The sequence below is a fragment of the uncultured Aurantimicrobium sp. genome (assembly GCF_936931525.1).
Taxonomy (GTDB): Bacteria; Actinomycetota; Actinomycetes; order Actinomycetales; family Microbacteriaceae; genus Aurantimicrobium.
This window is the reverse complement of the sequence record NZ_CAKZII010000141.1, coordinates 1-26,327: the sequence shown is the minus strand read 5'-3', so window position 1 is coordinate 26,327 and position 26,327 is coordinate 1. Positions and strand designations below refer to the sequence as shown.

Annotated in this window: 27 protein-coding genes and 1 tRNA gene; 9 read left to right on the top strand and 19 right to left on the bottom strand. The window is 54.3% G+C overall.

Annotation, left to right across the window (positions count from 1 at the left end; genetic code table 11):
- Positions 1–2,426, bottom strand: a 2,426-nt coding sequence (rpoB, locus tag Q0362_RS06845) for a DNA-directed RNA polymerase subunit beta (protein WP_298121689.1), incomplete at its 3' end; no start/stop codon positions are given.
- 231 nt (positions 2,427–2,657) lie between these two features.
- Here rpoB and Q0362_RS06840 point away from each other — a divergent pair.
- Genes Q0362_RS06840 through Q0362_RS06830 form a run of 3 tightly spaced genes read left to right on the top strand, consistent with a single transcriptional unit; the run spans position 2,658 to position 4,495 of the window.
- Complete coding sequence (locus Q0362_RS06840; protein ID WP_298121686.1) at positions 2,658–3,518, top strand: spermidine synthase; 861 nt, start codon at positions 2,658–2,660, stop codon at positions 3,516–3,518.
- A 2-nt stretch (positions 3,519–3,520) separates the two neighbouring features.
- The gene (locus Q0362_RS06835; protein WP_298121684.1) at positions 3,521–3,979 is read left to right on the top strand and encodes a SprT-like domain-containing protein; all 459 of its coding nucleotides are present in this window, start codon (positions 3,521–3,523) and stop codon (positions 3,977–3,979) included.
- A gap of 45 nt (positions 3,980–4,024) precedes the next feature.
- The gene (locus tag Q0362_RS06830) at positions 4,025–4,495 is read left to right on the top strand and encodes a hypothetical protein (RefSeq protein ID WP_298121680.1); all 471 of its coding nucleotides are present in this window, start codon (positions 4,025–4,027) and stop codon (positions 4,493–4,495) included.
- A gap of 4 nt (positions 4,496–4,499) precedes the next feature.
- Here Q0362_RS06830 and Q0362_RS06825 read toward each other — a convergent pair whose 3' ends face one another.
- The 8 genes from Q0362_RS06825 to Q0362_RS06790 all read right to left on the bottom strand — a co-directional run bounded on the left by Q0362_RS06825 (position 4,500) and on the right by Q0362_RS06790 (position 11,312).
- The gene (locus Q0362_RS06825; RefSeq protein WP_298121677.1) at positions 4,500–5,558 is read right to left on the bottom strand and encodes a hypothetical protein; all 1,059 of its coding nucleotides are present in this window, start codon (positions 5,556–5,558) and stop codon (positions 4,500–4,502) included.
- A 9-nt stretch (positions 5,559–5,567) separates the two neighbouring features.
- Entirely contained in the window at positions 5,568–6,710 is a 1,143-nt protein-coding gene (locus Q0362_RS06820) for a hypothetical protein (protein WP_298121675.1), read from the bottom strand.
- 119 nt (positions 6,711–6,829) lie between these two features.
- On the bottom strand, positions 6,830–7,369 hold the full coding sequence (locus Q0362_RS06815) for an NUDIX hydrolase family protein (protein ID WP_298121672.1): 540 nt from the start codon (positions 7,367–7,369) through the stop codon (positions 6,830–6,832).
- A 74-nt stretch (positions 7,370–7,443) separates the two neighbouring features.
- Entirely contained in the window at positions 7,444–7,671 is a 228-nt protein-coding gene (locus Q0362_RS06810) for a hypothetical protein (RefSeq protein WP_298121669.1), read from the bottom strand.
- A gap of 9 nt (positions 7,672–7,680) precedes the next feature.
- Positions 7,681–8,037: a DUF2834 domain-containing protein gene (locus Q0362_RS06805; RefSeq protein ID WP_298121666.1), complete on the bottom strand. Its 357-nt coding sequence runs from the start codon at positions 8,035–8,037 to the stop codon at positions 7,681–7,683.
- A gap of 106 nt (positions 8,038–8,143) precedes the next feature.
- Positions 8,144–8,965 (bottom strand): InlB B-repeat-containing protein, encoded by an 822-nt coding sequence (locus Q0362_RS06800; protein ID WP_298121663.1) that lies wholly within the window; start codon positions 8,963–8,965, stop codon positions 8,144–8,146.
- A gap of 102 nt (positions 8,966–9,067) precedes the next feature.
- A complete protein-coding gene (locus Q0362_RS06795; protein WP_298121660.1) occupies positions 9,068–9,667 on the bottom strand; it encodes a TetR/AcrR family transcriptional regulator in 600 nt (199 codons plus the stop codon).
- Positions 9,668–9,899: 232 nt separating this feature from the next.
- Positions 9,900–11,312, bottom strand: a complete 1,413-nt coding sequence (locus tag Q0362_RS06790; RefSeq protein ID WP_298121657.1) for an amidase — start codon at positions 11,310–11,312, stop codon at positions 9,900–9,902.
- A 308-nt stretch (positions 11,313–11,620) separates the two neighbouring features.
- On the opposite strand from Q0362_RS06790, the gene Q0362_RS06785 reads away from it, so the two are divergent.
- Positions 11,621–11,896, top strand: a complete 276-nt coding sequence (locus Q0362_RS06785; protein ID WP_298121654.1) for an AbrB/MazE/SpoVT family DNA-binding domain-containing protein — start codon at positions 11,621–11,623, stop codon at positions 11,894–11,896.
- Positions 11,897–12,236: 340 nt separating this feature from the next.
- Here the strand turns inward: Q0362_RS06785 and Q0362_RS06780 are convergent, their stop codons facing one another.
- Positions 12,237–14,111 carry a DEAD/DEAH box helicase gene (locus tag Q0362_RS06780; RefSeq protein WP_298121651.1) on the bottom strand — a complete coding sequence of 625 codons (1,875 nt, stop codon included), beginning with the start codon at positions 14,109–14,111 and terminating at the stop codon, positions 12,237–12,239.
- Positions 14,112–14,185: 74 nt separating this feature from the next.
- On the opposite strand from Q0362_RS06780, the gene Q0362_RS06775 reads away from it, so the two are divergent.
- On the top strand, positions 14,186–14,809 hold the full coding sequence (locus Q0362_RS06775; protein ID WP_298121648.1) for a winged helix-turn-helix domain-containing protein: 624 nt from the start codon (positions 14,186–14,188) through the stop codon (positions 14,807–14,809).
- Between the two features lie 9 nt (positions 14,810–14,818).
- Positions 14,819–15,292, top strand: coding sequence for a HEPN domain-containing protein (locus tag Q0362_RS06770; protein ID WP_298121645.1), 474 nt, complete (start codon positions 14,819–14,821; stop codon positions 15,290–15,292).
- Positions 15,293–15,646: 354 nt separating this feature from the next.
- On the opposite strand, the gene Q0362_RS06765 is transcribed toward Q0362_RS06770, so the two are convergent.
- Together Q0362_RS06765 and Q0362_RS06760 are read right to left on the bottom strand one after the other, a co-directional pair.
- Entirely contained in the window at positions 15,647–16,960 is a 1,314-nt protein-coding gene (locus Q0362_RS06765) for an ABC transporter permease (protein WP_280801170.1), read from the bottom strand.
- A complete protein-coding gene (locus Q0362_RS06760) occupies positions 16,957–17,652 on the bottom strand; it encodes an ABC transporter ATP-binding protein (RefSeq protein WP_298121637.1) in 696 nt (231 codons plus the stop codon). The genes Q0362_RS06765 and Q0362_RS06760 overlap by 4 nt, the downstream gene beginning before the upstream one ends.
- Positions 17,653–17,821: 169 nt before the next feature.
- Between Q0362_RS06760 and Q0362_RS06755 the strand changes: the two genes are divergently transcribed.
- Positions 17,822–18,970, top strand: coding sequence for a sensor histidine kinase (locus Q0362_RS06755; protein WP_298121634.1), 1,149 nt, complete (start codon positions 17,822–17,824; stop codon positions 18,968–18,970).
- Positions 18,967–19,650: a response regulator transcription factor gene (locus Q0362_RS06750; protein ID WP_110232692.1), complete on the top strand. Its 684-nt coding sequence runs from the start codon at positions 18,967–18,969 to the stop codon at positions 19,648–19,650. The genes Q0362_RS06755 and Q0362_RS06750 overlap by 4 nt, the downstream gene beginning before the upstream one ends.
- A 33-nt stretch (positions 19,651–19,683) precedes the next feature.
- Here the strand turns inward: Q0362_RS06750 and Q0362_RS06745 are convergent.
- A tRNA-Ser gene (locus Q0362_RS06745) sits at positions 19,684–19,773 on the bottom strand.
- Positions 19,774–19,846: 73 nt separating this feature from the next.
- On the opposite strand from Q0362_RS06745, the gene radA reads away from it, so the two are divergent.
- The gene (gene radA / locus Q0362_RS06740; protein WP_298121632.1) at positions 19,847–21,211 is read left to right on the top strand and encodes a DNA repair protein RadA; all 1,365 of its coding nucleotides are present in this window, start codon (positions 19,847–19,849) and stop codon (positions 21,209–21,211) included.
- Here radA and Q0362_RS06735 read toward each other — a convergent pair.
- From Q0362_RS06735 to Q0362_RS06710, 6 genes are all read right to left on the bottom strand, one after another.
- The gene (locus tag Q0362_RS06735; RefSeq protein ID WP_298121631.1) at positions 21,208–21,600 is read right to left on the bottom strand and encodes a DUF779 domain-containing protein; all 393 of its coding nucleotides are present in this window, start codon (positions 21,598–21,600) and stop codon (positions 21,208–21,210) included. The two genes, radA and Q0362_RS06735, sit on opposite strands and share 4 nt — an antisense overlap.
- A 43-nt stretch (positions 21,601–21,643) precedes the next feature.
- Entirely contained in the window at positions 21,644–23,167 is a 1,524-nt protein-coding gene (locus tag Q0362_RS06730; RefSeq protein WP_298121628.1) for an aldehyde dehydrogenase family protein, read from the bottom strand.
- 92 nt (positions 23,168–23,259) lie between these two features.
- Entirely contained in the window at positions 23,260–24,543 is a 1,284-nt protein-coding gene (locus Q0362_RS06725) for a helix-turn-helix domain-containing protein (RefSeq protein WP_298121625.1), read from the bottom strand.
- A gap of 48 nt (positions 24,544–24,591) precedes the next feature.
- Positions 24,592–25,236, bottom strand: coding sequence for a hypothetical protein (locus Q0362_RS06720; protein ID WP_298121622.1), 645 nt, complete (start codon positions 25,234–25,236; stop codon positions 24,592–24,594).
- A 13-nt stretch (positions 25,237–25,249) separates the two neighbouring features.
- Positions 25,250–25,759, bottom strand: a complete 510-nt coding sequence (locus tag Q0362_RS06715) for an amino-acid N-acetyltransferase (RefSeq protein ID WP_298121619.1) — start codon at positions 25,757–25,759, stop codon at positions 25,250–25,252.
- A gap of 25 nt (positions 25,760–25,784) precedes the next feature.
- Positions 25,785–26,327: AAA family ATPase (locus tag Q0362_RS06710; protein ID WP_298121616.1), on the bottom strand; the 543-nt coding region annotated here is incomplete at its 5' end.

Here is a 26,327-nt window from a genome sequence, read left to right as displayed (position 1 = left end):
AGACGCTCTTCGGCAGAAAGCTCGGTCTCACCCTTAGGAGTGACCTTACCGACGAGGATGTCGCCGGGGCGAACCTCTGCACCGATGCGAATGATGCCGCGCTCATCGAGGTTAGCGATGAGTTCAGGGGACACGTTGGGGAGGTCGCGAGTGATCTCTTCCTTACCCAGCTTGGTGTCACGTGCATCAACGTCATATTCCTCGATGTGAATCGAAGAAAGGACGTCGTCCTGCACGAGACGCTGCGACAGGATGATCGCGTCCTCGAAGTTGTGACCTTCCCAAGGCATGAATGCCACGAGGAGGTTCTTACCCAGAGCCAGTTCACCGTTCTCGGTGGCAGGACCATCTGCGATGACCTGGCCAACCTCAACACGCTCACCAGCGGTCACGATGACACGGTGGTTGTAGCTGGTGCCCTGGTTCGAACGGTCGAACTTACGGAGGAAGTAATCCTCGGTTCCACCTTCGTCGAGCTGAACGGTAACGACATCAGCCGAAACCTCAGAAACGACACCGGCCTTGTTGGTGAGGATTACGTCACCAGCATCGATAGCGGCGAAGTTTTCCATACCGGTACCAACCAGTGGGCTTTCGCTGCGCAGCAGTGGCACAGCCTGACGCTGCATGTTGGCACCCATGAGTGCGCGGTTAGCATCGTCGTGCTCGAGGAATGGAATCAGCGAAGTACCGACAGAAACCATCTGGCGAGGAGAAACGTCCATGTAGTCCACCTCAGCGGCAGGAACGAGTTCAACCTCTCCACCCTTACGACGGACGAGCACGCGCTCTTCAGCGAAGTGGCTGTCCTTGGTAAGAGGTGCGTTGGCCTGTGCAACAACGAAGTCATCTTCTTCCGAAGCGGTGAGGTAATCGATGTTCTCGGTTACCTTGCCCTTGACGACGCGGCGGTAAGGGGTCTCAATGAAACCAAAGGCGTTGATACGCGCGAACGATGCGAGCGAACCAATCAGACCAATGTTGGGACCTTCAGGAGTTTCAATGGGGCACATACGTCCGTAGTGGGACGAGTGAACGTCACGAACCTCAACACCTGCACGCTCACGCGACAGACCACCGGGGCCCAGCGCAGAAAGACGACGCTTGTGGGTCAGACCGGCGAGAGGGTTGTTCTGGTCCATGAACTGTGACAGCTGAGAAGTACCGAAGAACTCCTTGATTGCTGCAACAACGGGACGCACGTTGATCAGGGTCTGAGGGGTAATTGCCTCAATGTCCTGAGTGGTCATACGCTCGCGAACGACGCGCTCCATACGGGACAGACCGGTACGAACCTGGTTCTGGATGAGCTCACCAACGGCGCGGATACGACGGTTACCGAAGTGGTCGATGTCGTCTACGTCGAGACGAATCTCTGCCTTCTTGCCGTCGCGGAGACCGGTGAAGGTCTTCTCGTCGTTGTGCAGTGCGACCAAGTACTTGATGGTTGCGATGATGTCTGCAACAGAAAGTACGGAGTCAGTCAGCGGAGCCTCAAGACCGAGCTTGCGGTTGATCTTGTAACGACCAACCTTTGCCAGGTCGTAACGCTTGTGGCTGAAGAAGAAGTTGTCGAGAAGTGCACGTGCAGCCTCAGCAGCAACCTGCTCTCCTGGACGGAGCTTGCGGTAGATGTCGCGCAGCGCATCTTCCTTGGTGAGGATGGTGTCCTTTTCCAAGGTCTGCAGGATGGAGTCGTAACCAGCGAACTCGGTTGCGATCTCTTCGCTGGTCATACCCAGCGCCTTGAGGAAGATGGTGACGGACTGCTTGCGCTTACGGTCGATACGAACACCAACAGCGTCACGCTTGTCGATTTCGAATTCGAGCCATGCACCACGGCTTGGGATGATGCGTGCGGAGTAGACGTCCTTGTCAGAGGTCTTTTCCTGCTCGCGGTCGAAGTACACACCAGGTGAACGAACCAGCTGAGACACAACAACACGCTCGGTGCCGTTGATGATGAAGGTTCCCTTGGGGGTCATCAGGGGGAAGTCACCCATGAACACGGTCTGGGTCTTGATTTCACCCGTGACGTGGTTCATGAACTCTGCCTCGACGTAGAGAGGAGCAGCGTAAGTCTTGCCACGCTCCTTGCACTCGAAGATCGAGTACTTCTCAGGCTCGAGGTAAGGGTTAGTGAAGGACAGCTGCATGGTCTCATCGAGGTTCTCGATGGGAGAGATCTCTTCAAAGATCTCTTCTAGACCAGTACGCGAAGGGAGGTCCTGACGGCCTTCCTTCTTCGCCTCTGCCAAACGCTTCTGCCAGTGCTCGTTACCGACGAGCCAGTCAAAGCTCTCGGTTTGAAGTGCCAGCAGATCGGGGACAGTCAGCGTGTCTGTGATCTTCGCGAACGACAGGCGCGATGCGGTACGGCCGTTCTTAATGGACTTGGTGTCTTTTGCGTTGCGCGCAGCAGCCAAGGAAATAACCTCCGTGGGTCCCGTCGGACCATCATGGTTTCGGTTGGTGTGGGATGTTTTGCGAACTCGAAAATCCCGCTAAAGTGGGGCAACCCGCAGAGTTATCTGCGAATTTAGAAACTGTCACCCCGACCGCAATATGAGGGCATGACAAAACTTCGAGCGCAAATAACAACTCTATAACGGCTTGCGGGTCTGTGTCTAGTTGAGATTTGTAGGTGGTGTGAGGCTATGGCAGAAAAACCAGCCATCACGCTCAAATCTTCTGGACTGCGTGCCACGATCGAGCCAGATCCCTATCAAGATGGGGCATTTATTCTCGAAGTCGATGGAACACCCCAATCTCACGTCTTTATTGATGATCCCGGTGAGCTGTTCTTCGAATACATCCGCCGCATTGGCCATGTGCTGGACCAGGTTGCTGAACCTGGCCAGCCCATTACTGCCGTTCACTTAGGCGGCGGCGCTCTGACGCTCCCCCGCTATATCGAGGCAACGCGTCCTGGTTCCCGCCAACAAGTCGTGGAACTCGAGCAAGATCTCATCGACTTTGTCCGTGAGCACCTTCCTCTCCAGCGCAATGCCAATATCCGTATTCGTTACGGCGACGCCCGTGAAGTCATGGGCAAACTGCCCACCGGACTTCACGGCAATGTCGACGTGGTGATCGTGGATGTGTTTAGTGGTGCGCGCACTCCCGCCCATGTGACCTCGGTCGAGTTCTATAGAGAAGCAGCGAAGCTGCTCTCCCCCAGCGGGGTTCTCATTGTGAATGTGGCAGATGGGCCAGGGCTCGCTTTTGCCCGTGGCCAAGCCGCCACGTTGCAGGCCGTACTTCCCAATGTCATCGCACTGGCTGAGACCCAAGTGCTCAAAGGGCGCCGCTTTGGCAACGTAGTTCTGGTCGGCAGTGGCGATGAGTCCATTGGGCACTGGTTGCCCCGGCTTCTTGCCGGTGGACCTCACCCTGCCAAGGCGGTGGAAGGTGCAGAGATGAAGCAGTTCATTGCTAACGCACCAATCGTTCTGGACTCCACCGCCATCCCCAGCCCCACCCCCAATAAGACGCTCTTCCAGATTTCTAAGAAGTAGTCGTGGCAGATCTCGACCGTGTGACTAAGTGGGCGGATGCCCTCATCCGCTTGCACTTAGATCCGACCGTCTGGAGCTTTGGCTTTGACCATGCCCGCACGCGGGCCGGACTATGTAATTTCACAGACAAGCGCATCTCTGTTTCCAAGCATTTGGCAGCGAAGTATGAAGACGACGAGGTCCACCAAATCTTGTTGCACGAAGTGGCTCATGCCATTGCCGGGCCCCGGGCAGGACACGGCCCCACGTGGAAGAAGATTGCCTACGACCTCGGCTATGACGGAAAGCGCACCCATGATGGAAGTGCCGCGAATGAGCTTGCTCCCTGGTTGGGCATCTGCCCCGGCGGCCATGAGCACTACCGCTTCCGCCAGCCCAGGAAAGCGCTGAGCTGCGGGGAATGCGGTCGCGGTTTCAATAGGGCGAATTTAATCACGTGGGAAAAGCGAGAAATCGGCTAGCGTGTGAGCAGGGGGATTTCTCCCTGCTCACCCCAAGGGATTCTCGTGAACGTCTTTCTTCGCCTCACGCTCAACTGCGAGCCTGACGCTGCCTGGCGTGCGATTGCAAACCCTGCTGTCTTCAGAGCAGTGTCTTCTCCCCTGATGAAGATCACGAGCAAAGAACAGGGTGGCTTCCCTGTGGCATGGACCGGTGACGGTCCCCACGAAGTGTCAATGCGACTACTCGGCTTCATCCCCATGGGACGACAGACCATCGACATCTCATTTACTCAACGCCCTGGCGGCGTGCGCATGATGGTGGACTCGGGCAAGCCCTTGTCTGGACCGTTAACTGTCGTGAAGTCCTGGGACCACCGCATGGCGGTGTCAGAAACCGGAAACAAGCAGACGCTGTATCGCGACCGCTTGGTGATCAAAGCAGGACTGCTCACACCATTCATCTTTATCGGGATGTGGACGTTCTGGCAGATCCGTGGCGCCAAGCTGAAGAAGCTTGCACCCACGTGGGAATAACTGCTTAGTCGAGTGGTGACTCAGCTTCGTCGATGGACACCATCGCGTCTGCTGAAGCAAGAGCCTTGAGCTCAAGAGAGAATTCGCGCATCGCTTCACGCTGACGTTCAAGACCATCGCGACGACGCTCGGCCTTCTCCATCATTTCTGCGGCGTGCTCATCAAAGAGAAGTGCAAGCGTCTCAGCACGTGAACGTGCGCGACTAATCAAGTTCGTTGCGGACTCACGTGCTGCATCGAGAAGTGCCTCGGCGTCCTGACGAGTCTTGTTCATGAACTCTTCAGCCTGGTCGCTCAAGCTGTCTGCTTCATCAGCAGCAGACTGACGCAAAGCAGATGCTTCATCTGTTTGAGACTGGACGAAGGCAACTGCTTCTTCGTGACGAGTGAGGCGTTCACGCTCTGCTTCTTCCAAAGCAAGCTTGATCTCTCGCTCAATACGAAGCTGTTCACGTTCTGCGATCTGACGCAGAGTTTCGAGTTCCGTCTTGACGTCTTCGATTTCCTGGTGGAGGCGAGAACGAACCTCGGCAGCATCACGCTCTGCCTCAGCCACGAGTGCAGCTTCACGACGCTGAGCAGTTTCCTTGAGGGTCTGGCCCTGCAGGACAAGTGACTCAGCACGAAGAGTGAGCTCAGCTACCTGACGTTCAACCTCGAGGCGCTTGTCTTCAATCTTGGATTCCGCCTCAACCAGCAGCGCTGCAGCTTCGGTGCGAGCCTGACGGGTGACACCCTCAGCGGTTGCACGCGCAGAGTCGCGAACGACTTTGGCATCTGCTTCAGCATCCCCTACGAGCTTGTCGGCCTGCTCTTCAGCAACACGAAGGGTCTGTTCAAAAGCAGCACCGAGGTCAGCGAAGGTGGGCTTGGCGTTGGAGCGACGCAATGCGTCACGCATGTCCGCGAGTTCACGCTCGAGCTTGTCGACTGTTGCCAGACCCGAACGGGTGGTCTGCATGAGCTCTTCGAGGCGCGACTCAGCATCGCGGAAAACGCGCTTAACCTCATTGGGGTCATAGCCGTTCTTGCGAACAGTGCGGAAGTTACGTGTGATATCCATCCCTTAGCCCTAGCTTCCAGACTTCTCGGAGGATACGGAATCGTCATTCATGTTCAAAGACTCAGGAGTGATTTCCTCAACAAAGTCTTCGTCCACGAGTGAATCAAAGTCGAATGAATCGTCAGGACTTTCGCTGGGCTCACTCATGGAGATGACGCGCAGTTCAGAGTTGAAAGCTTCAACTGCTTCGGTCTCTGCAGAAAGGTCATCAACGAGTTGTTCACCGTTGGCCAACAAAATTGCGTTGCGCTCTTCGAGGCGCTGCGTCAGGGTCTCCGCGCGAACACGTGCGCGGCGCACGATGCGAGCTGCGGTTTCTCGAGCTTCGCGCAGGACAGCAATTGCTTCCTGGCGAGTGATACCGAAGTTGGTCTGCGCTTCCACGATCATGTCGCGAGCACGAGCACTTGCTTCATCAAACTGGACCTGTGAGCTTTCCAGGAGCTGACGAACATACACTTCGTTCTCCGCAGCCAGACGTGAGCTTTCACGCTCAGCCTTGGCGCGAACAGCATCCACTTCATCGCCAATGCGACGGTGGTCACGTTCGTGGAGTTGGCGCAGTGTCGCAATCTCGGCACGGGACTGTTCAACTTCTTGAGCAAGTTCACTTTCGAGAGCGAGACGACGCTGCTCCCCTTCGTGAGAAATGGATGCCGCGATCTTCTCTGCCTCGACGAACTGGGGCTCAGCCTGGGCAAGAGCTGTCTGGGCAGCCTTCAACGTGTCAGCAAGTTTCTTCTCTGACTCTGCCAACAGTCGAGCAACGCGCTCTTCAGCGTCCTTGACAACAGCAGCAGCTTGCTTTTCAGCAGCCTCGGTGATGGCTGATGCTTCTGCTTCAGCACCACGACGAGTTTCGCTGCTGGAAATCTGTGCGTCTGAGATGAGCTTTCCTGCTTGCTCTTCAGCAACGCGCAGCGTCTGCTCAAATGCAGCACCCAGGTCAGAGAAGGAAGGCTTTGCACTGGCGCGCTTGAGCGCACTGCGAACTTCAGCAATTTCGCGGGTCAGCTTGTCGATTTTCTTATCGATAACTGCGCGTTCTGACTCAAGACGAGCGGCTTCTGCCTGGACGTCACCCAACGCGATATCTACCTGCGCGGGGTCCAGACCCTTCTTGGCAAGCACAACGGGAAGATCGTTATCCACGGTGTCCTTTCGCCAAACAAGCCAGAATAAACAGTCTCGATAAGTATACGGGCTGTTTTTCGCGAAAATTTAGGGCAGTAGTTCAAACAGGGGGTTAATTCCCCTCTTCACAACGCGCTCTAATTCAGGGCACCGACAGAAGCAAGAGCTGCACGAAGAAGCACTCCGCGACCACCTTCCATCTCTGCCGTGACTGCTTCACTCGCTGCTTCGCGAGGGGTAAGCCAGGTAATTTCAAGCGCATCTTGGCGAGGATCGCAGGTTCCCGTGACGGGAACCACGTAAGCCAATGACACTGCGTGCTGGCGCTCGTCCGTGAAGGCCGAGATGCCAGGCAGGGGGAAATACTCAGCAACATGGAAAGGATTAGGATTCGCAGGCAACAGCGGGAAGGCCATCGGGCCTAGGTCTTTCTCAAGGTGACGGAACAGGGCTTCGCGCAGCGTCTCGCCATACATCACTCGTCCAGAGACAATTGTGCGGGTCATTTCACCGGTTGAGTTAGCGCGCAGCAACAGGCCAACCTCGGTGACAACACCGAGACCATCAACCCGGACAGGCACAGCCTCTACATACAGAAGAGGCAAGCGGCGGCGGATGGAGGAGAGTTCGTCATCACTTAGCCAGCCGCCATTGGGATCAGGAGTTCGCACGCTCATGACCTATTTCTACCGGAACAGGCACACAGACAGGGGAGATTCCCCCATATGGGCAGAAAAACTTTAGGTAGTTGTTACTTCCGACGCTTCTTGGAAGCCATCAACCCGAGGAAAGCGATGCTCGACATAATGCTCAAGACACTGAGGAATGAGCCCACCGACAAGATGCTGCCGAAGGACCCAATTGAACCAATCGAGAACGCAGATCCTCGTGAGCCAATCGACATAAACGAGTTGGTTGACCACAAACTCAAGACAGAGTTCTTGGAACCAATGCTTTTGATTGAGTTTTCGTTCTCCATGACTTCAGCCTAGACAGCAATCTCTTGGGAAGAAATATTTCCCAACCGGCGTTCACGCATGGCCATGAATAAAGGGAAGGTAAACGCCAATGCCGTCACTCCAGAAAGCAGGATGTAGAGCCAGACACGCTTCATCTTGAGACGGCGAGCTTCACTGATCATGAACACCACCACAGCAATCGCCACGATAGTGAAATCTCCCGAGAGCACCCAGTCCACAGCAGTGCCAAACCATGCAGTCATGTAGTCCTGGTTATTCATCACGGCAACGCCGTTGAAGATCCAGGCGGTGGCAAGGCCGATAAAGGAGAGGGAAATGTAGATCCAGGCCAGTGTTCGATGGCTGCGAGCAGGGTGTTTTTCCATGCGCTCAATGTATCGGGCTTGTTTTTTGAATGAGCTAATTTCGCGTCCTCAATAAACGAAAAAGTGGCCCCCTTATGAAAAATAAGGGGGCCACTTGCCCACCCGACTAGCGAAGTAGGCGTCGACGAGAGCTGAGGAGCACTAATGCTCCAAACAGTGTCAAGCCGATTCCCCAAATTAGTGAATCAGTCAATTCAGTGCCGGTGTTTGCCAACGTTGGTGTCCACAAAGCATAAAGAGTGGTTGAGGATGAGAAGGAAAAACTTGCTGCGTCGGCATATTCGACAGAACCGGTTGCACTCGTTGACCAACCAGAGAAAACGTATCCGCTCCGGGTGAAGGAGTTAGTGCTCAGTGCTGAAGCAGAGGAGCCCAATTGGTCTGCCATCGCTCCTGTTCCCCCGTTTGCTGAGAAGGTCACTGTTTGGTTTGATACTCCACCAGCAAGGACCGCGGTTCCCGTATCAATATCTGTGGAGGTGCTGTCATCACGGAACTTTACGAAAAAATCTCTGGCCGGCGCAACATTCAGAGAGTTCGCTGGAAAAGTCACTGAGATTGTCAGTGCAGAGGAGAAATTTCCTGAAGGGCTCGCCACGATGACTGTGCTTTTGGGGGACCAGTTGAATGCTTGACACATTGAACCAGAAAGGTCATTTGTCGCTCTGCTGGAGCAGGATCCATCTGCTCCACTTGCAAAGGACCAGCCCGCAGGAAGATAAACAAACATTGTTTCTGCATTACCGACAGTTGCAAGCGTTGCACTTACAACAATGGCAGCTGAGTTTGTCCCAGTAGTTCCAATTGAAGCAGTTGAAGTAGCTGTGGGGTTGCTCAAAGTAGCAGCCTGAGCGTTAACGGGAAACCCCAACAGAGCAATAACCGAAAGAACTGCAACAAGCGCTTGGATAAAATAACGTGATTTCATAGTCTCAGGCTATTGGATAAAAAGTACAATATCCACCCATGGCCAGATGAGTGTCCCTTTATTTATCCTTTGCCCGCCAGAGTTCTTCACTTCAGAACTCAGCTACGCCTCGAAAGAGCCGAGTACTTTCTCCACAAGAAAAATCCAGTCCTCGTTAGGGATTTTTTCTCCCGAAATATCGTCTACCGCTCTCCCCAAGGAATAGGCCTGCAAGAACACAGAGATAGCTTGGGCCGAGAGTGCACGATTAACCCAGCCTTTTTCTTGGGCCACAGAAATCGCTTCTGCCATTACCTGAGTTACTCGATCCTGCTCTTTCGACAGTTCTTTCTGAAAATCAGGATCTGACGAAGCCATACTGATCATGCGTGCACGTTCCGCTCGAACAGGAGCGCGACTGGGTAGTTGCGTGTAGGCGCTCAACTCGCGAATACTTTTCCAGTAGTCCTCTTTCGAAGTAGCGGACACGGCAACAGCCATCATGGCCTGACCGTCGGCCGCAACGTTTGCAGAAAAGCGTCGTAACAAAGTTGCCTGGATTAGGCCAGAAAAGTCACCGAAATGGTGGTACAGAGAGCTCCGGGATACCCCAGAGTGCTTGAGTACGTCGTCGACAATAATGTCGTGTGGATGACTGCTATCCAGCTTTGTCGAGACAGTATCCATCAGCTTGGTTGCTGTGGGGTGTACTTTCTTCGCCATACACGAAGTTTAGAGTGCTCACTTCGTTAACCCGACTGGGGCGAACCCTCGGGTAATGATTTCGCTTGGATGAACCCGGATCACAAAGAAAGCATATTGAGCCCGAAGGCAAAGCCTTTTCCAACCAATGTTGTCTTCGCTTCGAAAAAATGATTGCTTGACAAAACTGAGTCAAGCAGCTGCGATCAAGCTTGATACTTGGCAATCAACAGAGTTCCTTGAGAAGAGAAACTCACACGGGGCGCAGCTGAGCCCACGGCCTCGCGCGCTCAAAGGCTGCAGCCGCATTCAGCACATCGTCGTCCGCGTGAAGTCGCGCAGCAAGCATGAGCCCTACCGGACGTCCATCTGAAGTGAAACCGCAAGGAATAGAAATCGAGGGGTTGGTCGTCATGTTGTACACATGCGTCATCGACCAATTCAACAGTCGATCCCTCAGAGGAAAACCGTCGAGACGCTCTGGGTTGAATCGAGCGTGAGGATAGGTCGCAATCATGGTTGTGGGCGAAGCAAGGATTCGATGAGTTCCCAGGAATTCTGTCAGGGCGTCATAAATATGCCCTCGAGTGATTTCAGCTTCTGCTACATCTGACGCAGTAACGTGATGCCCTTCCTTGACCAGTTCGATGAGTTCGTCATCGAGCTCATCGCTCATAGAGTCAACATCAAAATTCACTCCGAATCCGGCCAACCCCGGAACCCAGACGCCCTTCCACATGGCGTCGTTCGGGTTTGGCCACGAAGGTGTCGCCATCTCGACGATTGCTCCAGCCTCCGTGAAGGCCTGCATGGCCTTTTCGACAATGGCCGCAACTTCAGGATCAACATCGCCAAAGCCAAGATCAGGCGAGTAGGCAATACGCCAACCCGTGATATCACCTGTGAGATTTTCTAGATATGAGTGTGGTGGATTAGGCAAGGACAGCGGATCTCGTGCGTCTTCACCACTTGTCACGTCAAGCATCAACGCTGCATCAGCCACGGTGCGGGTCAGCGGACCGTGGAAGAGATTGGTGAGAAACCGTTGAGAAAGCATTGTGCTGGGGATTCGACCAAGAGAAGGCTTGAGCCCAACGACACCATTGAAGGCTGCGGGTACTCGAATTGAGCCTCCGCCGTCACTGCCCTCTGCAAGAGGGCCAAGGCCGGCGGCGACAGCAGCGCCTGCTCCCCCGCTGGAACCACCAGAGGACATCTCGAGATTCCAGGGGTTTCGCGTCACGCCAAACAGGTGATTATCTGTTTTCCCGCAATATCCCACTTCCGGCGTATTGGTCTTCCCCAGGAAGAGTCCGCCGCCGGCACGCATACGTTCAACTACCGGGGCATCAGATTCCGGAATATTTTCGCGCAGGGCTTTCAAGCCCAGGGTGAGAGGAACTCCCCGAACTGCGGTGAGGTCCTTAATTGTGTAGGGAATCCCATGGAGCGGCCCCGATATGCCCACCTTCGCCTGGTGTTCATCAAGATCATGTGCATCTGCAAGAACCTGTTCCGGGTTCCAATAGACCAGGGCATTGATAGCTGGATTTACGCGCTCAACCTGGTCAATCAAGGCCTCTGCGATTTCACTGGCAGAGATTTCACGGCGCTGGATTAGCCCAGCAAGCTCAGTAGCGGGGAGCCACGGAATATTGTCCGACATCAATTTCTCCTTAGGCACAGCTCGACTGTGAGACTGTGCTGTGGCCCATCTGTTGTCAATTACGGGCCAATATGGGATGAGTTTATTGGCAACGACTTTTGCCTGGCTTGTGTTCCCGCGCACATCCTGAGTGGAATTTCACACTTCCAGCAGGGAGCTTCGAGGGTCACTCATGTATGGACTCGGCACACGCCGTTAAAGCCTCAACCTCTTGTAGAAATTGTTCTGATGGGGGACATCACCTGATGTTATGCACACAGGAACGAATCAGTATTTCAGAATTTCAGAAAATCTGTCACAATGTGTTTATGAGCATCTACGTAAACGTGAGAGACCGAGGCCAGATTTCTCTTCCTGCTTCCACTCGTAAGCGATTTCATCTCGACGAACCTGGTGCACAAGTAGAGATTATTGAACGCGAAGGTGAGATTGTCCTTCGACCCATGCTGCCCATTCCTGCAGACCAGGCATGGTTCTGGACAAAGGAATGGCAAGAGGGTGAACAAACTGCAGACGTAGAAGCAGTCGCAGGCCTGGGAACTGTGTATAACTCCGGCGAGGAATTTCTCGACTCCCTCAAGTGACCAGTTGTGAAGTACCGGACAACGCCCCAGTTTGAGCGCGATTACAACAAGCTCAGCAAAACTGAGAAGGCGACGTTCCACGAGGCACTCAAAGTCTTCATTCAATCGTGCAAAGCATTGGAATACGATTCAGCCTCACATTCGTGGCCTAGCTCACTAAGGTTTGAAAAATTAAAGGGTGCACAGGGGGTCTGTGCAATTACGTGGTCCTTTTCAGGCCCTGACGGCCGCGCCACATTCCACTTCGAATCGAATCATGACGAACGAGTTGTCGTGTGGCGGCGAGTAGGACTTCACGCTATTTACAAAAACCCTTAGCGTCTTGATCCGGAAGCCCCAGTTAGTGACGTGGTTTTCGTGGAGGTCGTTCTCCGCGATCTTCACGGCGTGCTGAACCAGCGCTATCTGCACGAAGCTCAATGAGCTTCCCACTGATGCGAGTTCCTTCGAGTCTTCCGAAAACATCACTACCCAGGTTCGCGGGAAGTTCCACGATTGAGTGATCGGGAAGAATCTTGATGGCACCAAAGTCGTCGCGGCTCAGACCACCCTCGTTGGCTAGGGCGCCCACGATCTGACGAGGCTCCACCTTGTGACGCTTGCCCACTTCGATGCGGTAGGTGCCCATCGGCTGGTTACTCTCACGGGGGCGACGCTCGGGTCGATCTTCACGGTTGAAACGCTCACGGGCTGGGCGATCGTCTCGACAGAGGCGTCCACCACGATCTCCACGCTCACCTCTATCGCCGCGATCACCGCGACTGTTGCGGTCATTACGTCCACCGCGATCACCTCGGTCGGCACGATCCTTGCGTGTCTGCTCTTCACGAGCGTAACGCTGAGCGCGCTCGTCCTCTGCTGAGAGCAAAAGAGGAGTATCGCCCTGAGCCACAACAGCGAGCGCTGCAGCAACGTCAGCTTCTGGAACATCGTGATGTTCGATGTAGTGGCCAACAATCTCGCGGAACTGGAGAATAAGGTCTGGCTGAGCAAGAGCTTCGGTGATGGCGTCATCAAAGCGAGCCAGACGTGTGACGTTCACGTCTTCCACGCTAGGAAGCTGCATCTGCGTCAATGGCTGACGGGTTGCACGCTCAATGGCATTGAGTAGACGGCTCTCGCGAGGAGTGACAAAGCTGATGGCAGCACCGCTGCGGCCAGCACGCCCCGTGCGACCAATGCGGTGAACATACGACTCAGTGTCGATGGGGATATCGAAGTTCACTACGTGGCTAATGCGCTCCACGTCGAGACCACGGGCAGCAACATCTGTGGCAACCAAGATGTCGAGCTTGCCGGACTTGAGCTGCTCCACGGTGCGCTCACGGGTGGCCTGTGGAACGTCACCGTTAATGGCCATCGCAGAGTATCCGCGAGCGCGGAGCTTCTCGGCAAGGGTCTCAGTTTCATTCTTTGTACGAGTGAAAACAATCATTCCTTCGAAGTTTTCAACTTCGAGGATGCGGGTGAGCGCATCCACCTTCTGGGGGTAGGAGACCATGAGGTAACGCTGCGTAATCGTCGAAGAGGTTGTGGTCTTGTTCTTGATCGTGATCTCTTCGGGATCGTTGAGATACTGCTTCGAGATGCGGCGAATCTGGGCAGGCATGGTTGCTGAGAACAGTGCGACCTGCTTGTCCGAAGGAGTGTCAGCAAGGATCGTCTCGACGTCCTCGGCGAAGCCCATCTTGAGCATTTCGTCTGCCTCATCGAGGACTAGGTACTTGAGCTCCGTGAGATCAAGAGTCCCCTTTTGCAGGTGGTCCATGATGCGACCGGGAGTTCCCACCACGATGTGGACACCGCGGCGCAGTGCAGAAAGCTGGGTGCCGTAACCCTGACCACCATAGACAGGAAGAACGTGAACGCCCTTCATGTGAGAGGCATACTTCTCGAATGCTTCGCAGACTTGGAGTGCGAGTTCGCGTGTGGGAGCAAGCACAAGAGCCTGTGGGCTCTTCTGGGAAAGGTCCAAGCGAGAAAGAATGGGCAGCGCAAAAGCGGCGGTCTTTCCGGTTCCGGTCTGAGCAAGACCTACGACATCTTTACCCTCAAGGAGGATAGGGATAGTGGCGGCCTGGATAGCAGAAGGAATTTCGTAACCGACATCCTTCAGAGACTTGAGGACTGCGTCGGACAACCCCAGTTCTGAGAACTTGAGGGTTTCGGGAGCAGTTTCTGCCTCGGTTGTTTCGGATGTTTCAGGTGACGTCATACTTCAACGCTAGTGCGTCGGGCTGACTTAGGTGCCCACGGTGTTCCTTAGCACGCTTTTGTAGATATTTGCTGGTGGGTATTTATAATTTAGATAAAATAAAGATATATTTAGTTTTTATGAAAGCAAAAGTTCCTGCACTATCTCCGCTTTTCCGGTCAGACTCGCAAGCTGAAATTCTCGCCCTGATTCTGCTCCACCCGGACACCGAATACAGCCTGACCGATATATCCAACCTGACAGGGGTCAATCTGGCCACAGTGCATAAAGAGATAGAACGTCTGGGACATTTTGGAATCATTACCGAGCGCCGCGTGGGGAAGTCCCGACTTGTTCATGCCACCGTCGCACACTCTCTTTACTTACCGCTGCTGGCACTGGTTGAGCATTCCTATGGTCCGCTCATCACATTAACGGAACTGGTTCGAGAAATGCCAGGAGTAGAAAGCGCATACATCTTTGGCTCCTGGGCTGCCCGGAGATCAGGAATCCCTGGTGCTCTCCCTCAAGATATCGATGTGATACTCATTGGGTCATTAGATTTTGAAACAGCGGACTCTCTTGCAGAACAAGCCTCAGCCGAACTCCACATGGACGTCAATGTTCAGCGGTGCACCTCTGAGATGTGGAAAACATCACAGGACCCCTTTATCAACACAGTAAAGTCACAACCTCTTGTAGAAATTCCACTCGTATAGGAGATCGCGATGGTTCAGAAGTCCCCGGAAAAAGGGAGAACTCTCGTTGAGAAACTTCTTCGTGAAGGACGACTCCAACTGGTTGATGCCCAGCCAGAACGCGCCCAGGAACTCGTCACACAAGCACGTAAGCATCTCGTTTCTGCATCTACCCTCGCATCACAAGACGGCACTGGGGCATTCCAGCTTCTCTATGACAGCGCGCGGAAAACAATGACTGCTCCCCTACTTGCGCAAGGTCTTCGACCAAAGGGAGAAGGTTCCCATGCAGTGTTGGGTGAAGTATTGCTGGCTCAATTCGCCCCTCCCCATGGAGACGTACTCAAAAAGTTTGACCTCATGAGGCGACTTCGCAACAATGCCGAATACCCCTCAGGTCCACCTGTTGAACTTTCTGCTGAGGAAGTCCTCTCTTATGTCCCACACGTTCAGAACATCATCAACGTGGTGGAAGAAATCCTTCCCCGCCTGAAAGAGTTTTGAACCCGTTTCACAAAGAATCCCCCTCACTGGGAGGGGGATTACATGGCGGTCCCGGTGGGATTTGAATTCTCTTCATACCCCAAACCACTGTTGGGGAAGTATGAGAAATTCGCTTTATGCCAAATGCTTTTGTTGCGCTTAGAAGATTCTGATTAATGAGAGACGACGTTGGATTGTGTCCACGTTGTGTCCACGGCCCTTAAAGTGCTCTGGTTAGTAATTCCAATTTGGAACACGTCTTCCCCAGGCTTTTCGCATCAATACGTCCTCATAGTCTAAAAAGATCCCCTCTGCGCCGCGCATATTTTCACGTGGCGCAAAGGGAATCTTCTAGTGATTTACCCGTTTGATTCGTTATTCGTATCTCAACGACTCGATGGGATCTTTCCTCGCAGCTTTGATGGCAGGGAATGCTCCCGCCACAAAGGCGATAGAAACCACGATGACGATGACAGTGAGAACTGATGTGAGATCGAAGGCCACGAGCTGGAGACCGGCAAGATCACTGAAAACAGTGCGACTGAGCACATTGCTCACCACTGAACCAATCCCCATTCCGACACCGACGCCAATGAGGCTGCCGAGCAAACCAATCACTACGGCTTCCATGCTGAAGAGCAAAAAGACCCTACCGCTGGCTAAGCCCATAGCTTTCATCAAGCCAATCTCGCGAGTTCGTTCCTGCACAGACATGAAGAGTGTGTTGACGATTCCAAAGCCCGCCGCAATCAACGCGATGATGGCAAAAGCATTGAGAACCATGATGATGGCGTCAATAACAGCCGTAAACGTGCCCAGCTGATCCGCTGTTGACGTGGAGTTGTATCCTGCAGCTTCAATCTCAGCTTGGAGTTCATCAATTTGTTCAGTAGTCATATTCTCGACATCGAACCACAGGGTCGCAGTCGAGAATTCTTGCTCACCAGGAGACAACGTCGACGGAGATTCTGCAGCGAACAAGGCATCTTTCAGAGCTGCGTTCGGAACAGCATTATCCGCTCCGGGGCCAAAACCTGGCTGAGTGACCGCGACAACTTGTGCACTGACGATCTGCGCATTTCCTTCAGCATCATCAAATCCAAAATCAACCGATTTTCCAATCGCTTCTGCGGCACTGGAGAACCCCAAAGCATCAAGGTAGGACTCAGCTATAGCGACCTCGTAGGTGGACGAAGCATCGTTGAGCTGCTCGCCTTCGGCTAGCGTCAACTGCATACCCTCCACGAAGGCGCCCAGCTGAACAATGTAAGGAACCTCAGAGGGTCCCTCGATAAAGTTCACTGTCACAGCCTTGACAGGCTCAACCATCAGCACGTGATCGAGGGATTGCAAGATGTCAAAATCTGCCTGCGTCATAGATTCAACCGTCACGGAGCCTTGGCCAGGACCAGGCCTCATCGTCTCAGCCTGCAGTTGATCCGGGCTGTATTCTTGCGGGCCGTCAGCAACCTCAACATCCGTTGTGGAAATCTTTGTCACGGTTAAGACATCTTCCGCCCCGATCGAGGCGATGGTGCTGTCGATGTAGCGGTTAATGCCTGTCCCAATACCACTGGTGATGGTCAGCGTGAAGGCGCCAATGAATATTGCGATAACCGTGAGCGTAGTTCTCGACTTACTGCGGAAGGCGTTCTTGGCACTTTGTCCGGCGATACTGGAGAATCTCATGCTGCAACCTCCTCAGTACGAACTATTTCCCCATCGGAAATATAAATTCGCCGACTACACCGGGCAGCTAGCTCCTCATCATGGGTAACAACGACGAGAGTGATCCCCTGTCTCTTGTTCAAATCGAAAAGGATGTCCTCGACCTTAGCTCCGGTAGCAGAGTCCAAGTTGCCTGTTGGCTCATCCGCGAAAATGACGCTCGGGTTATTAATAAGTGCACGTGCGATGACGCTGCGCTGCTTTTGACCACCCGAAAGATTAGTGGCCTTATTTTTTGCTTTATCTGCAAGCTCCAGTTGCTCCAGGACGTTCATCCCTCGAACTTTTTGTTCGCGGGATGAAACTCCAGCAATTTTCAATGGCAACACAACATTTTCCAGCACAGATTCTCGGGGGGAAAGAAAAAACTGTTGAAACACAAAACCGAAAGTGCTGTTTCGAATGGCGTTGAGTTGACGGCCCTTCAACGTAGAAGTCTCTTTTCCTTGCAGTTGGATTTCACCCTCAGACGGCCGGTCCAACAAGGCGAGAAGATGCATCAAAGTTGATTTCCCTGAACCGCTCTTTCCGACGATAGCGAGAGAGTCACCTTCGTAAATATCGAGATCCACCCCCTTCAACGCATCGAATCGGGTTTCTCCCGTTCCGTAGCTTTTGTGCAGATTTCGCACGGAAAATAGCGGATTTGACATAACCTTGGGCTCCCAATCATTGAAATATTGATGACGTAACCACAGCCTGCACCCTCATCACATTGCTGACATCAACCCCAGGGATGAACCTGTGTACACCTCTCGGAGTATTGTTCAGATACATCCCTGGGTGGATGAATCACTCAGCCACCTACGCAAGACTGTGGCTATGAGCACACGCACTCCCCGCTTTAGTTGGCATATCTTGGGGGATTTTGCCGCGCTGCTTTTCGTCACCGGGGCTGTGACGACTCCTTTTCAAGGCAAAGGGGACTGGGACGTCAGTATTCCCGTTGTGGTAACGGCATTTGTTATTGGGGTGGCGTTGTTCTTGAGGAGAAAAGCCCCCGTCACGATCTTGGCCGTGACGGTGACGCTCACGCTTGTGCTCATGTTCTTGGGAGTATCCGGTCCGGTGATTGGACTTCCACTTGCCATTGCGGTCTATTCTGTCGCCCTTCGGCTCCCTCGCCGGCAGGCTTGGCTGCTCTCAGCCCTTTCTGCACTGGTCCTCATGGCAACCTTTATTTTCGCCACCGATTTCCAGTTCTTTGACCCCGCCTGGATTGCATTGCTTGCCATACCTGCCTTTGCAACTGCCGCTGGCTCCTACTCTCGCTCACGCCGTGAGCTCCTGAAGTCGACTGAGGCACGTGCCCAGGCCGCTGAAGAAAACAGAGAAGCCGAAGCACGGCAACGCGTTGCTGAAGAACGCCTCCGTATCGCCCGCGACCTTCATGACGTTGTTGGTCACCACATCGCCGCTATCGGTTTACACGCAGATTTGGCAGACAGAGCACTGATCGACCACCCTGAAATAGCTCGGGAATCTCTGGACGTGGTGCGAACCTCTGCACACGAAGCCCTGAGTGAGATTTCAGACATGATGAAAGTGTTGCGTGAAAATACTGAGATGGCGCCGAGTCCTTCCCTCAAGAACATGTCAGACCTGCTAACTCGTTTTCGCCGGAGTGGCCACAGTGTCACGGTAAATGCGCAAGGAAATTTGGAAAATTTACCGGCCTTTAGTGATTCCGTTGCCTACCGAGTCATTCAGGAAGGTCTGACCAACGCCTCGAAATACTCAGCAGACGCGACGTCCCGTGTGGACGTTACCCGCCGCGAGGATTCCATTCACATCACCATCCTTAACCCAATAGATTCAGCTCAGCCCACAACAAACAAGCAGGGTTTTGGTCTGATGGGAATGCGGGAACGACTGGCGGCTGTGGGCGGAACGATGGAGATTTCTACTGATGACAACTCCGGTTTTCAACTTATGGTCCACATTCCTTTGAGTCGAGAGCAACAGCTGTGATTAACGTTCTCATTGCTGACGATCAGCCCCTCATTCGCAGTGCTGTGAAAGCGCTGATTGATTTGGAAGCGGATATGCACGTTATTGCCGAAGCGGCATCGGGCGAAGAAGCGCTTGCGCTTTGTCAACAGCATCATCCGGATCTCGTCCTGATGGACATCCGGATGCCTCATGGAGACGGGATTTGGGCTACGCGAGAAATAGTCAACGACCAGACATGTGCCGCAACCAAAGTGCTCATTTTGACCACGTTTGAGGAAGAAGAATACATTTTTGAGGCACTCAGAGCCGGGGCGAGTGGCTTCTTAGGGAAAGGAACGGACGGCCGTCAGCTCACCCAATCGATTAGATCCGTCCACACCGGCGACTCTTTGTTGTCCCCCCTGGCCACGAGGAAAATTATTGAGCGCTTCATGACTGCGGAGTCTTTCGAGAAATCTACGGCAGAGTTTTCGTTGAGACACCCTGTGTTGACCGACCGTGAAACTGAAATTCTCACCCTGGTCGGTCTTGGATTGAATAACCATGCAATTGCTGAACGGCTGTTTATTTCACCCCTGACCGTCAAAACCCATATCAATCGTTTGATGACAAAGTGTGAAGTTCACGATCGATCACAACTCGTCATCGAAGCCTATGAATCTGGTTTGGTATCACCAGGACAAAATCCTCGGGCTTAACCCAGAATGACCCCCATATGGAGGTCATTCACGTGGCGGTCCCGGTGGGATTTGAACCCACGGTGCGCTTTCACGCACACAACTTTTCGAGAGTTGCACCTTCGGCCGCTCGGACACGGAACCAATAGCTAAGAGTTTACGCACAGCTCGCGCCAGCCACCAATCCACTGTCGGCGGTGAAAGCTAGGCTGTCCGCATGGCCAAAGCATCTCCTGGATACACCTGCACCGAATGCGGTTGGAACACCGTCAAATGGGTGGGGCGTTGTGGTGAATGCCAAGCCTGGGGAACCGTCGTCGAGGAAGCCACCAAGACGGGCATCCAGGTCAAGATGAAGCCCGTGATCGTGAGCGAAGCGAATGCTGCCCGGCCCATCACGGAAGTCCCTGCTGATGGTGAGCTCAAGCACTGGGCTAGTGGCATCAACGAGTTTGATCGTGTTCTCGGTGGTGGCATTGTTCCCGGTGCAGCTATCCTGCTCTCCGGTGAACCGGGTGTGGGAAAGTCCACGCTCCTTCTCGAGGTTGCCTCCCGCGCTGCAAAGACAGGCGCCAAAGTTCTCTATGTCAGCGCGGAAGAATCTGTCAGCCAGGTGCGCTTGCGTGCGTCTCGCACGGGCGCACTGACTGACAATCTTTACCTCGCAGCTGAGACTGATCTCTCCACGATTATTGGTCAGATTGATGCCGTCCAACCAGCACTGCTCATTGTTGACTCCGTTCAGACTGTCGCAAGCTCTGCAGTGGACGGACTTGCTGGAGGGCCTAGCCAGGTGCGCGAAGTGGCCAGCGTTCTCATTCGCGTAGCTAAGGAACGCAACCTGCCGATTCTTCTTGTTGGTCACGTGACCAAGGACGGCAGCATTGCCGGTCCTCGCCTGCTCGAGCACCTGGTCGATGTTGTCTGCCAGTTCGAAGGTGACCGCCAAACCGCCCTGCGGTTTGTCCGCGCACTGAAGAACCGCTTCGGCCCCACCGACGAAGTGGGCTGCTTCGAAATGACCGGTGACGGCATTGCAGAAGTGCCCGATCCCAGTGGTTTGTTCCTCAGTCGTTCTGCTGTTGCTGTCTCGGGCACCTGTGCAACTGTTGCCCTTGAGGGGCGCCGTCCACTTCCTGTTGAGATTCAAGCCCTCGTTGTTCCCACCAGTGCACCCAATCCCCGGCGCGTAACCAACGGCGTTGATAGCTCACGTGTTGCGATGCTTCTTGCCGTGCTCGAGCGCCGCGCTGGACTCAAGCTCAGTGACAAGGACGTCTATGTCTCCACCGTTGGTGGAGTCCGCCTTAACGAACCTGGTGCTGACTTAGGTATTGCCATCGCGGTGGCAAGTGCTTTCCATGACAAGCCCATTGCTCACACCGTTGCTGCCTTCGGTGAGATCTCCTTGGCTGGAGAGATCCGGCCCGTGAACGGTGGCAAGCAGCGTGATGCTGAAGCAACGCGTTTAGGTTTCACCACCCGCATTGACGACAAGGTGGGAACATTGCGTTCCGCACTCAAGGCTGCCTTTGACACTGCCAAAGATGCGCGTGAACGCGAGATAGACGCTGCGTTCTAAACAGTCTCTGCCTTGAGCAAACCAAAGTGCTCAATCTCGGCATCGTCGAGCATGCGTGAGCGAATCATGAAGCGCACACCCTCAGGGGATTCAACGGAGAAACCGCTGCCTCGACCCTTCACCACATCAACGGTGAGGTGAGTGAACTTCCAGTATTCGTACTGTGAGGCGGACATATAGAACTCAATGGAGGGGATTCCCTCCACGTGAAGTGTTTCGAGCAAGATGTCCGATCCGCCGATCTTGAACATCCCGACGGGGTAACACATCGGGGAGCTGCCATCACAGCAGCCCCCCGACTGGTGAAACATAAGTGGACCGTGCTTGAGTGTCATTTTGCGCATGAGCTCTTCAGCTTCAGGCGTGCATTCAACTCTGGTGTAGTCCATCTAATGATTCTCCTGTGTACTTATCCGTTTAGATAGTGCCGATTTAGAAGAAGCCCATGGGGCCTTCTGCGTAGGAGACCAGGAGGTTCTTGGTCTGCTGGTAGTGATCGAGCATCATCTTGTGGTTCTCGCGACCGATACCAGACTGCTTGTAACCACCGAAGGCGGCGTGAGCGGGGTACTGGTGGTAGGTGTTGGTCCACACGCGACCGGCCTGGATGGCACGACCTGCACGGTATGCGGTGTCGCCGCTGCGGCTCCACACACCTGCGCCGAGACCGTAGAGGGTGTCGTTCGCGATCGAGATGGCCTCGTCGTAGTCCTTGAAGGAGGTAACCGACAGCACTGGGCCGAAGATTTCTTCCTGGAAGATACGCATCGAGTTCTTGCCCTCGAAGACGGTTGGCTGGACGTAGTAACCACCGGAGAGATCTCCACCGAGGTCAGCACGCTCACCACCGCAGAGGAGCTTGGCGCCTTCTTGCTTTCCGATGTCGATGTAGCTGAGGATCTTCTCCAGCTGGTCGTTGGAAGCCTGAGCACCCATCATGGTGTTGGTGTCGAGAGGGTTGCCCTGGATGATCTTGCCCACGCGAGCAATACCGTCAGACATGAAGCCATCGAAGATGGGCTTCGCAACCAGTGCACGTGAAGGACAGGTGCAGACTTCACCCTGGTTCAGGGCGAACATGGTGAAACCTTCCTGAGCCTTCTCGTAGTAGGAGTCCTTCGAGGAAGCAACGTCTTCGAAGAAGATGTTGGGGCTCTTGCCACCGAGTTCCAGGGTGACAGGAATCAGGTTCTCACTTGCGTACTGCATGATGAGGCGACCAGTGGTGGTTTCACCAGTGAACGCAATCTTGCGGATGTTGTTGTGAGAAGCAAGAGGTGCACCAGCTTCAATACCGAAACCGTTGACGATGTTGAGAACACCGGCAGGGATCAGGTCTTCAATGAGCTCCATCAGAACGTGGATCGAAGCAGGAGTCTGCTCAGCAGGCTTCAGCACGATGCAGTTACCTGCAGCGAGTGCGGGAGCGAGCTTCCAGACAGCCATCAGGATGGGGAAGTTCCAGGGGATGATCTGGCCAACAACACCGAGAGGCTCGTGGAAGTGGTAGGCGACGGTGTTCTCGTCGAGCTCACCAATCGAACCTTCTTGTGCGCGAATAGCACCTGCGAAGTAGCGGAAGTGGTCAATGGCAAGTGGGATGTCCGCAGCCATGGTCTCGCGAACAGCCTTACCGTTGTCCCAGGTCTCGGCAACAGCGAGAAGCTCAAGGTTGGCTTCCATGCGGTCAGCGATCTTGTTCAGGATGATTGCGCGCTCGGTGACGCTGGTCTTGCCCCAGCTCTCGAATGCCTTCCAACCAGCTGCAACAGCCATGTCGACATCTTTGGAGTTTCCTCGAGCTACTTCACAGAAAACCTGACCGGTTACTGGAGTGATGTTCTCAAAGTACTCACCAGAGGAGGGAGCGACATACTTGCCGCCGATGTAGTTGTCGTACCTACTCTTGTAGGACATAACGGCACCGGGTGTGCCGGGGTTTGCATAGACGGTCATTTCTTTACCTTTCGACGTCTTTGTCGTTAGTGCCTAATTTGGCAGTTCACACGATACGGCGAAGAAGGTTGCAAAAAGTTGCGAAGGCAGGCTTACAAGCCTTGGGCGAAAGCGAGGTTCTCCACGTGGGCAACCACGTGAGAACGCTTGGGCGATTTCGCCGGCAGCATCTTGAGCACTTGGTGCCACACATCAAGGTCTTCTAAGCCTTGATCCGTGTTGGCATAATCCATCAGAACTTCGACCGAAGCATCGTTGAGAAGTGACTCCCGCAGGTGCAAGCAGACTTCTTCACGGATGTCTTCGATGCCCGGGGAAACAGAGTCTGGCAGCAGCGCCCCGCGGAACGCGGACAGCGCTGCACGGTGTGCTCCACGATCGAGCAGCGCCACAACCTGCAAGGCGTCTATCTCTACTTGCTCTGGCAGACGGTAGGGCTTGGATTCAGGAGCAAGTCCTGGGTGGAACTTATCCAGCAACTTGCGCAGGCGCACCATTTCCGCACGCAAACGTGACGTGAACGAGGAGTCTCCCCAGAGCAGTTCTGACAATCGTTCAGCTGAGAGTCCCGACCGGTTCCAGGCCAACAGGGTCATGATCTCAGCGTGACGTTGGGTGAGTTCGATGGAGCGGTCCTCGATGGTGACGAGGGCGGTGTCACGGCCAAGGATGTGCATCGTGGCGCGAGCAGCTTTGTTCTTGGGCGAAGAGGGCAGGTTGTTGAATAGCACGAACTTGGATGCCGGTGCATTCTTAGACGAATCACGGTTACGCAGACGGCTCACCATCAACTCGGTCTCCACGGCATGAGCCGTGGCTTCCATCAGTGGCATGGTGTGACGATCAACAGCTTGCTCACCACCGGTGATGTCGATGACACCAATGATTGCTTTGGTCTCAGGGTCGTGAACGGGGACGGCCGTGCAGCTCCATGCGTGCACAAGACGATTGAAGTGTTCATCCCGGCGGATTTGGATGGCGTGATCCAGTGCGAGTGCTGTTCCTGGGGCAGAAGTTCCTGCAACCGATTCGCTCCAGTCGGAACCTTCGACAAACATCATGGACTCTGCCCTGGACTTGAGGCCTTGGTCACCCTCAACCCACAGCAACCTGCCCATAGCGTCGCCGACAGCAACAAGCATGCCGGAATCGTTATCCGCATCACGGACAAGAAGCTTGCGAATGACAGGCATCATCTGGGCCAAGGGGTGAGCCTGGCGGTAGTCATTGAGTTCCGAGCTCTCAAACAAGAGTGGGGAGAGCATCCGGTCAGGATCAAGTTGGCTTTGTTCCGCGCGCGACCAGGAGTCACGCACGACTGCGCGTACAGTGCCGGGAACCACAACATCGGGGTCGGCAAGCCAAGGACTTGTCACGAGAATGAGCCTACGCCCGAGTTCACAAAAAGTGAACTTTCAGAATCTTTAGTAGAGCAGGAACTGGGCTGAGCTCTTTGAGCTCACGCCACCCACCTTGGCGGTGAGGTAGTAGGAAGCTCCACCAGCAGGTACAACTTCGCGGTCACCACCACAGGTGTCAGGTGCACTGCGCTGGCGTTCCCATGCAATAGGTGCCGACGGGTAGACAACACCTGGTTCCAAGATGGCCACGGTGTCAGACTTTTCGCTCTGGCAGTCGGTGGAGACCCAGTAGGTCTCTGCTCCAGAAGTAATGGTGAGCTCTTGTGTTGCGGTTCCCACGTTATAGAAACATGCAGTCTTGCCGGTGTTCTGAATTGTCAGTGACAAGTTGGGAAGAACGCCGGCCTGGTAGTCAACCGCGTCAAGAACGGGCATTACTTCAAGGTTCTTGGTTGAACATTCTTTGTAGTCAGAGACATCCACGGTGGGTGTGGGGGTGGGGGTTGCTGACTCCGTAACCACGGGTGCAACGGTTGGCTTGACGGCAGCAGCAGTCTCTGTCGGAGTAGGAGTGGCCTGCCCTGGGCGCACAATGATGAGCACGACCGCGGTCACAATTGCCAGCAACGCCAGCAACGCAACGAGTCTGCGACGGCGATAAACAGCAGGAGATACTCGACGTGGTTGTCCAGGCGCGGGAGTGCTCATGTGCCTAAGTTACCTAGAGCTGGCGCAACATCCTTGTATTTCCCAGAGTGTTGGGCTTTACACGGGCAAGATCCAGGAATTCAGCAACACCCTCATCGTGAGAAAGTACGAGTTGAGAGTATGTCTCAGGGTCAATGATGGCGTCTGAAACCTCGACAAAACCATGGCGAGTGAAGAAGTCCACTTCAAAAGTGAGGCAGAACAGGCGGCCTAAACCTAGCTCGGTGGCGTCATTGACGAGACGTTGCATCAACGCAGCGCCTACACCTTTGCCTAACCAGGATTCTTCGACAGCGAGGGTACGAATCTCACCTAAGTCTTCCCACATGACGTGCAAAGCTCCGCAGCCAATGGGGTTGCCGTCGGCGTCCTCAGCGATGCGGAATTCCTGCACTGCTTCATAGATGGACACAGCATCTTTACCGAGCAGAACGCGCGATTGAACCAGAGGCTTGGTCACCTCAAGAATCCACGGAACATCTGCCGTGCGAGCACGACGAACGTTAATGGTGGATTCGGTCATTCCTCAAGAATAGTGCGGAGAGGAATTACTCGCCGTCGGCGACGATTTCAGGGGTCACAGCAATGCCGTTGGCCTGAGACGCAGCGGTCACTCCGACAGCTTCACGAGAAGTGGTGGTGAAGACGAACTCGCCGCCGACGAAATCCACGTGAACGTGGTCTCCAGCTGCGAGCTGTCCTTCCAAGATCTTCTCTGAGAGACGGTCTTCGACCTCTGCCTGCATCGCACGACGCAACGGACGAGCACCCAGCGATGGGTCGAAGCCGACCTCGATGAGACGGTCCTTGGCCGAACGAGTGAGCTCGATGGTCATGTCGCGATCCAGCATGCGGTCGCTCAGACGCTTGGTGAACAGGTCCACGATCTGGACCAGCTCTTCCTTGCTCAGCTGAGGGAACACGATGATGTCATCAACACGGTTGAGGAATTCAGGCTTGAAGTGCTTCTTGAGCTCTTCGTTAACCTTGCCGCGCATGCGGTCGTAGTCATTGCCTGCATCGCCCTCGAGCTGGAAGCCCACGGGACCACCGGAGATCTCCTTGGTGCCAAGGTTGGTGGTCATGATGAT

What these genes read in the sequence shown, in the direction of transcription:
- Q0362_RS06825 (WP_298121677.1), bottom strand. Translation starts at nt 5,558, where the DNA reads ATGGATATCACACGTAACTTCCGCACTGTTCGCAAGAACGGCTATGAC.
- Q0362_RS06755 (WP_298121634.1), top strand. Translation starts at nt 17,822, where the DNA reads ATGAGCACACGCACTCCCCGCTTTAGTTGGCATATCTTGGGGGATTTT.
- Q0362_RS06805 (WP_298121666.1), bottom strand. Translation starts at nt 8,037, where the DNA reads ATGGAAAAACACCCTGCTCGCAGCCATCGAACACTGGCCTGGATCTAC.
- Q0362_RS06840 (WP_298121686.1), top strand. Translation starts at nt 2,658, where the DNA reads ATGGCAGAAAAACCAGCCATCACGCTCAAATCTTCTGGACTGCGTGCC.
- Q0362_RS06765 (WP_280801170.1), bottom strand. Translation starts at nt 16,960, where the DNA reads ATGAGATTCTCCAGTATCGCCGGACAAAGTGCCAAGAACGCCTTCCGC.
- Q0362_RS06735 (WP_298121631.1), bottom strand. Translation starts at nt 21,600, where the DNA reads ATGGACTACACCAGAGTTGAATGCACGCCTGAAGCTGAAGAGCTCATG.
- Q0362_RS06760 (WP_298121637.1), bottom strand. Translation starts at nt 17,652, where the DNA reads ATGTCAAATCCGCTATTTTCCGTGCGAAATCTGCACAAAAGCTACGGA.
- Q0362_RS06815 (WP_298121672.1), bottom strand. Translation starts at nt 7,369, where the DNA reads ATGAGCGTGCGAACTCCTGATCCCAATGGCGGCTGGCTAAGTGATGAC.
- Q0362_RS06795 (WP_298121660.1), bottom strand. Translation starts at nt 9,667, where the DNA reads ATGGCGAAGAAAGTACACCCCACAGCAACCAAGCTGATGGATACTGTC.
- Q0362_RS06730 (WP_298121628.1), bottom strand. Translation starts at nt 23,167, where the DNA reads ATGACCGTCTATGCAAACCCCGGCACACCCGGTGCCGTTATGTCCTAC.
- Q0362_RS06810 (WP_298121669.1), bottom strand. Translation starts at nt 7,671, where the DNA reads ATGGAGAACGAAAACTCAATCAAAAGCATTGGTTCCAAGAACTCTGTC.
- Q0362_RS06715 (WP_298121619.1), bottom strand. Translation starts at nt 25,759, where the DNA reads ATGACCGAATCCACCATTAACGTTCGTCGTGCTCGCACGGCAGATGTT.
- Q0362_RS06790 (WP_298121657.1), bottom strand. Translation starts at nt 11,312, where the DNA reads ATGTCGGACAATATTCCGTGGCTCCCCGCTACTGAGCTTGCTGGGCTA.
- radA (WP_298121632.1), top strand. Translation starts at nt 19,847, where the DNA reads ATGGCCAAAGCATCTCCTGGATACACCTGCACCGAATGCGGTTGGAAC.
- Q0362_RS06800 (WP_298121663.1), bottom strand. Translation starts at nt 8,965, where the DNA reads ATGAAATCACGTTATTTTATCCAAGCGCTTGTTGCAGTTCTTTCGGTT.
- Q0362_RS06770 (WP_298121645.1), top strand. Translation starts at nt 14,819, where the DNA reads ATGGTTCAGAAGTCCCCGGAAAAAGGGAGAACTCTCGTTGAGAAACTT.
- Q0362_RS06780 (WP_298121651.1), bottom strand. Translation starts at nt 14,111, where the DNA reads ATGACGTCACCTGAAACATCCGAAACAACCGAGGCAGAAACTGCTCCC.
- Q0362_RS06785 (WP_298121654.1), top strand. Translation starts at nt 11,621, where the DNA reads ATGAGCATCTACGTAAACGTGAGAGACCGAGGCCAGATTTCTCTTCCT.
- Q0362_RS06720 (WP_298121622.1), bottom strand. Translation starts at nt 25,236, where the DNA reads ATGAGCACTCCCGCGCCTGGACAACCACGTCGAGTATCTCCTGCTGTT.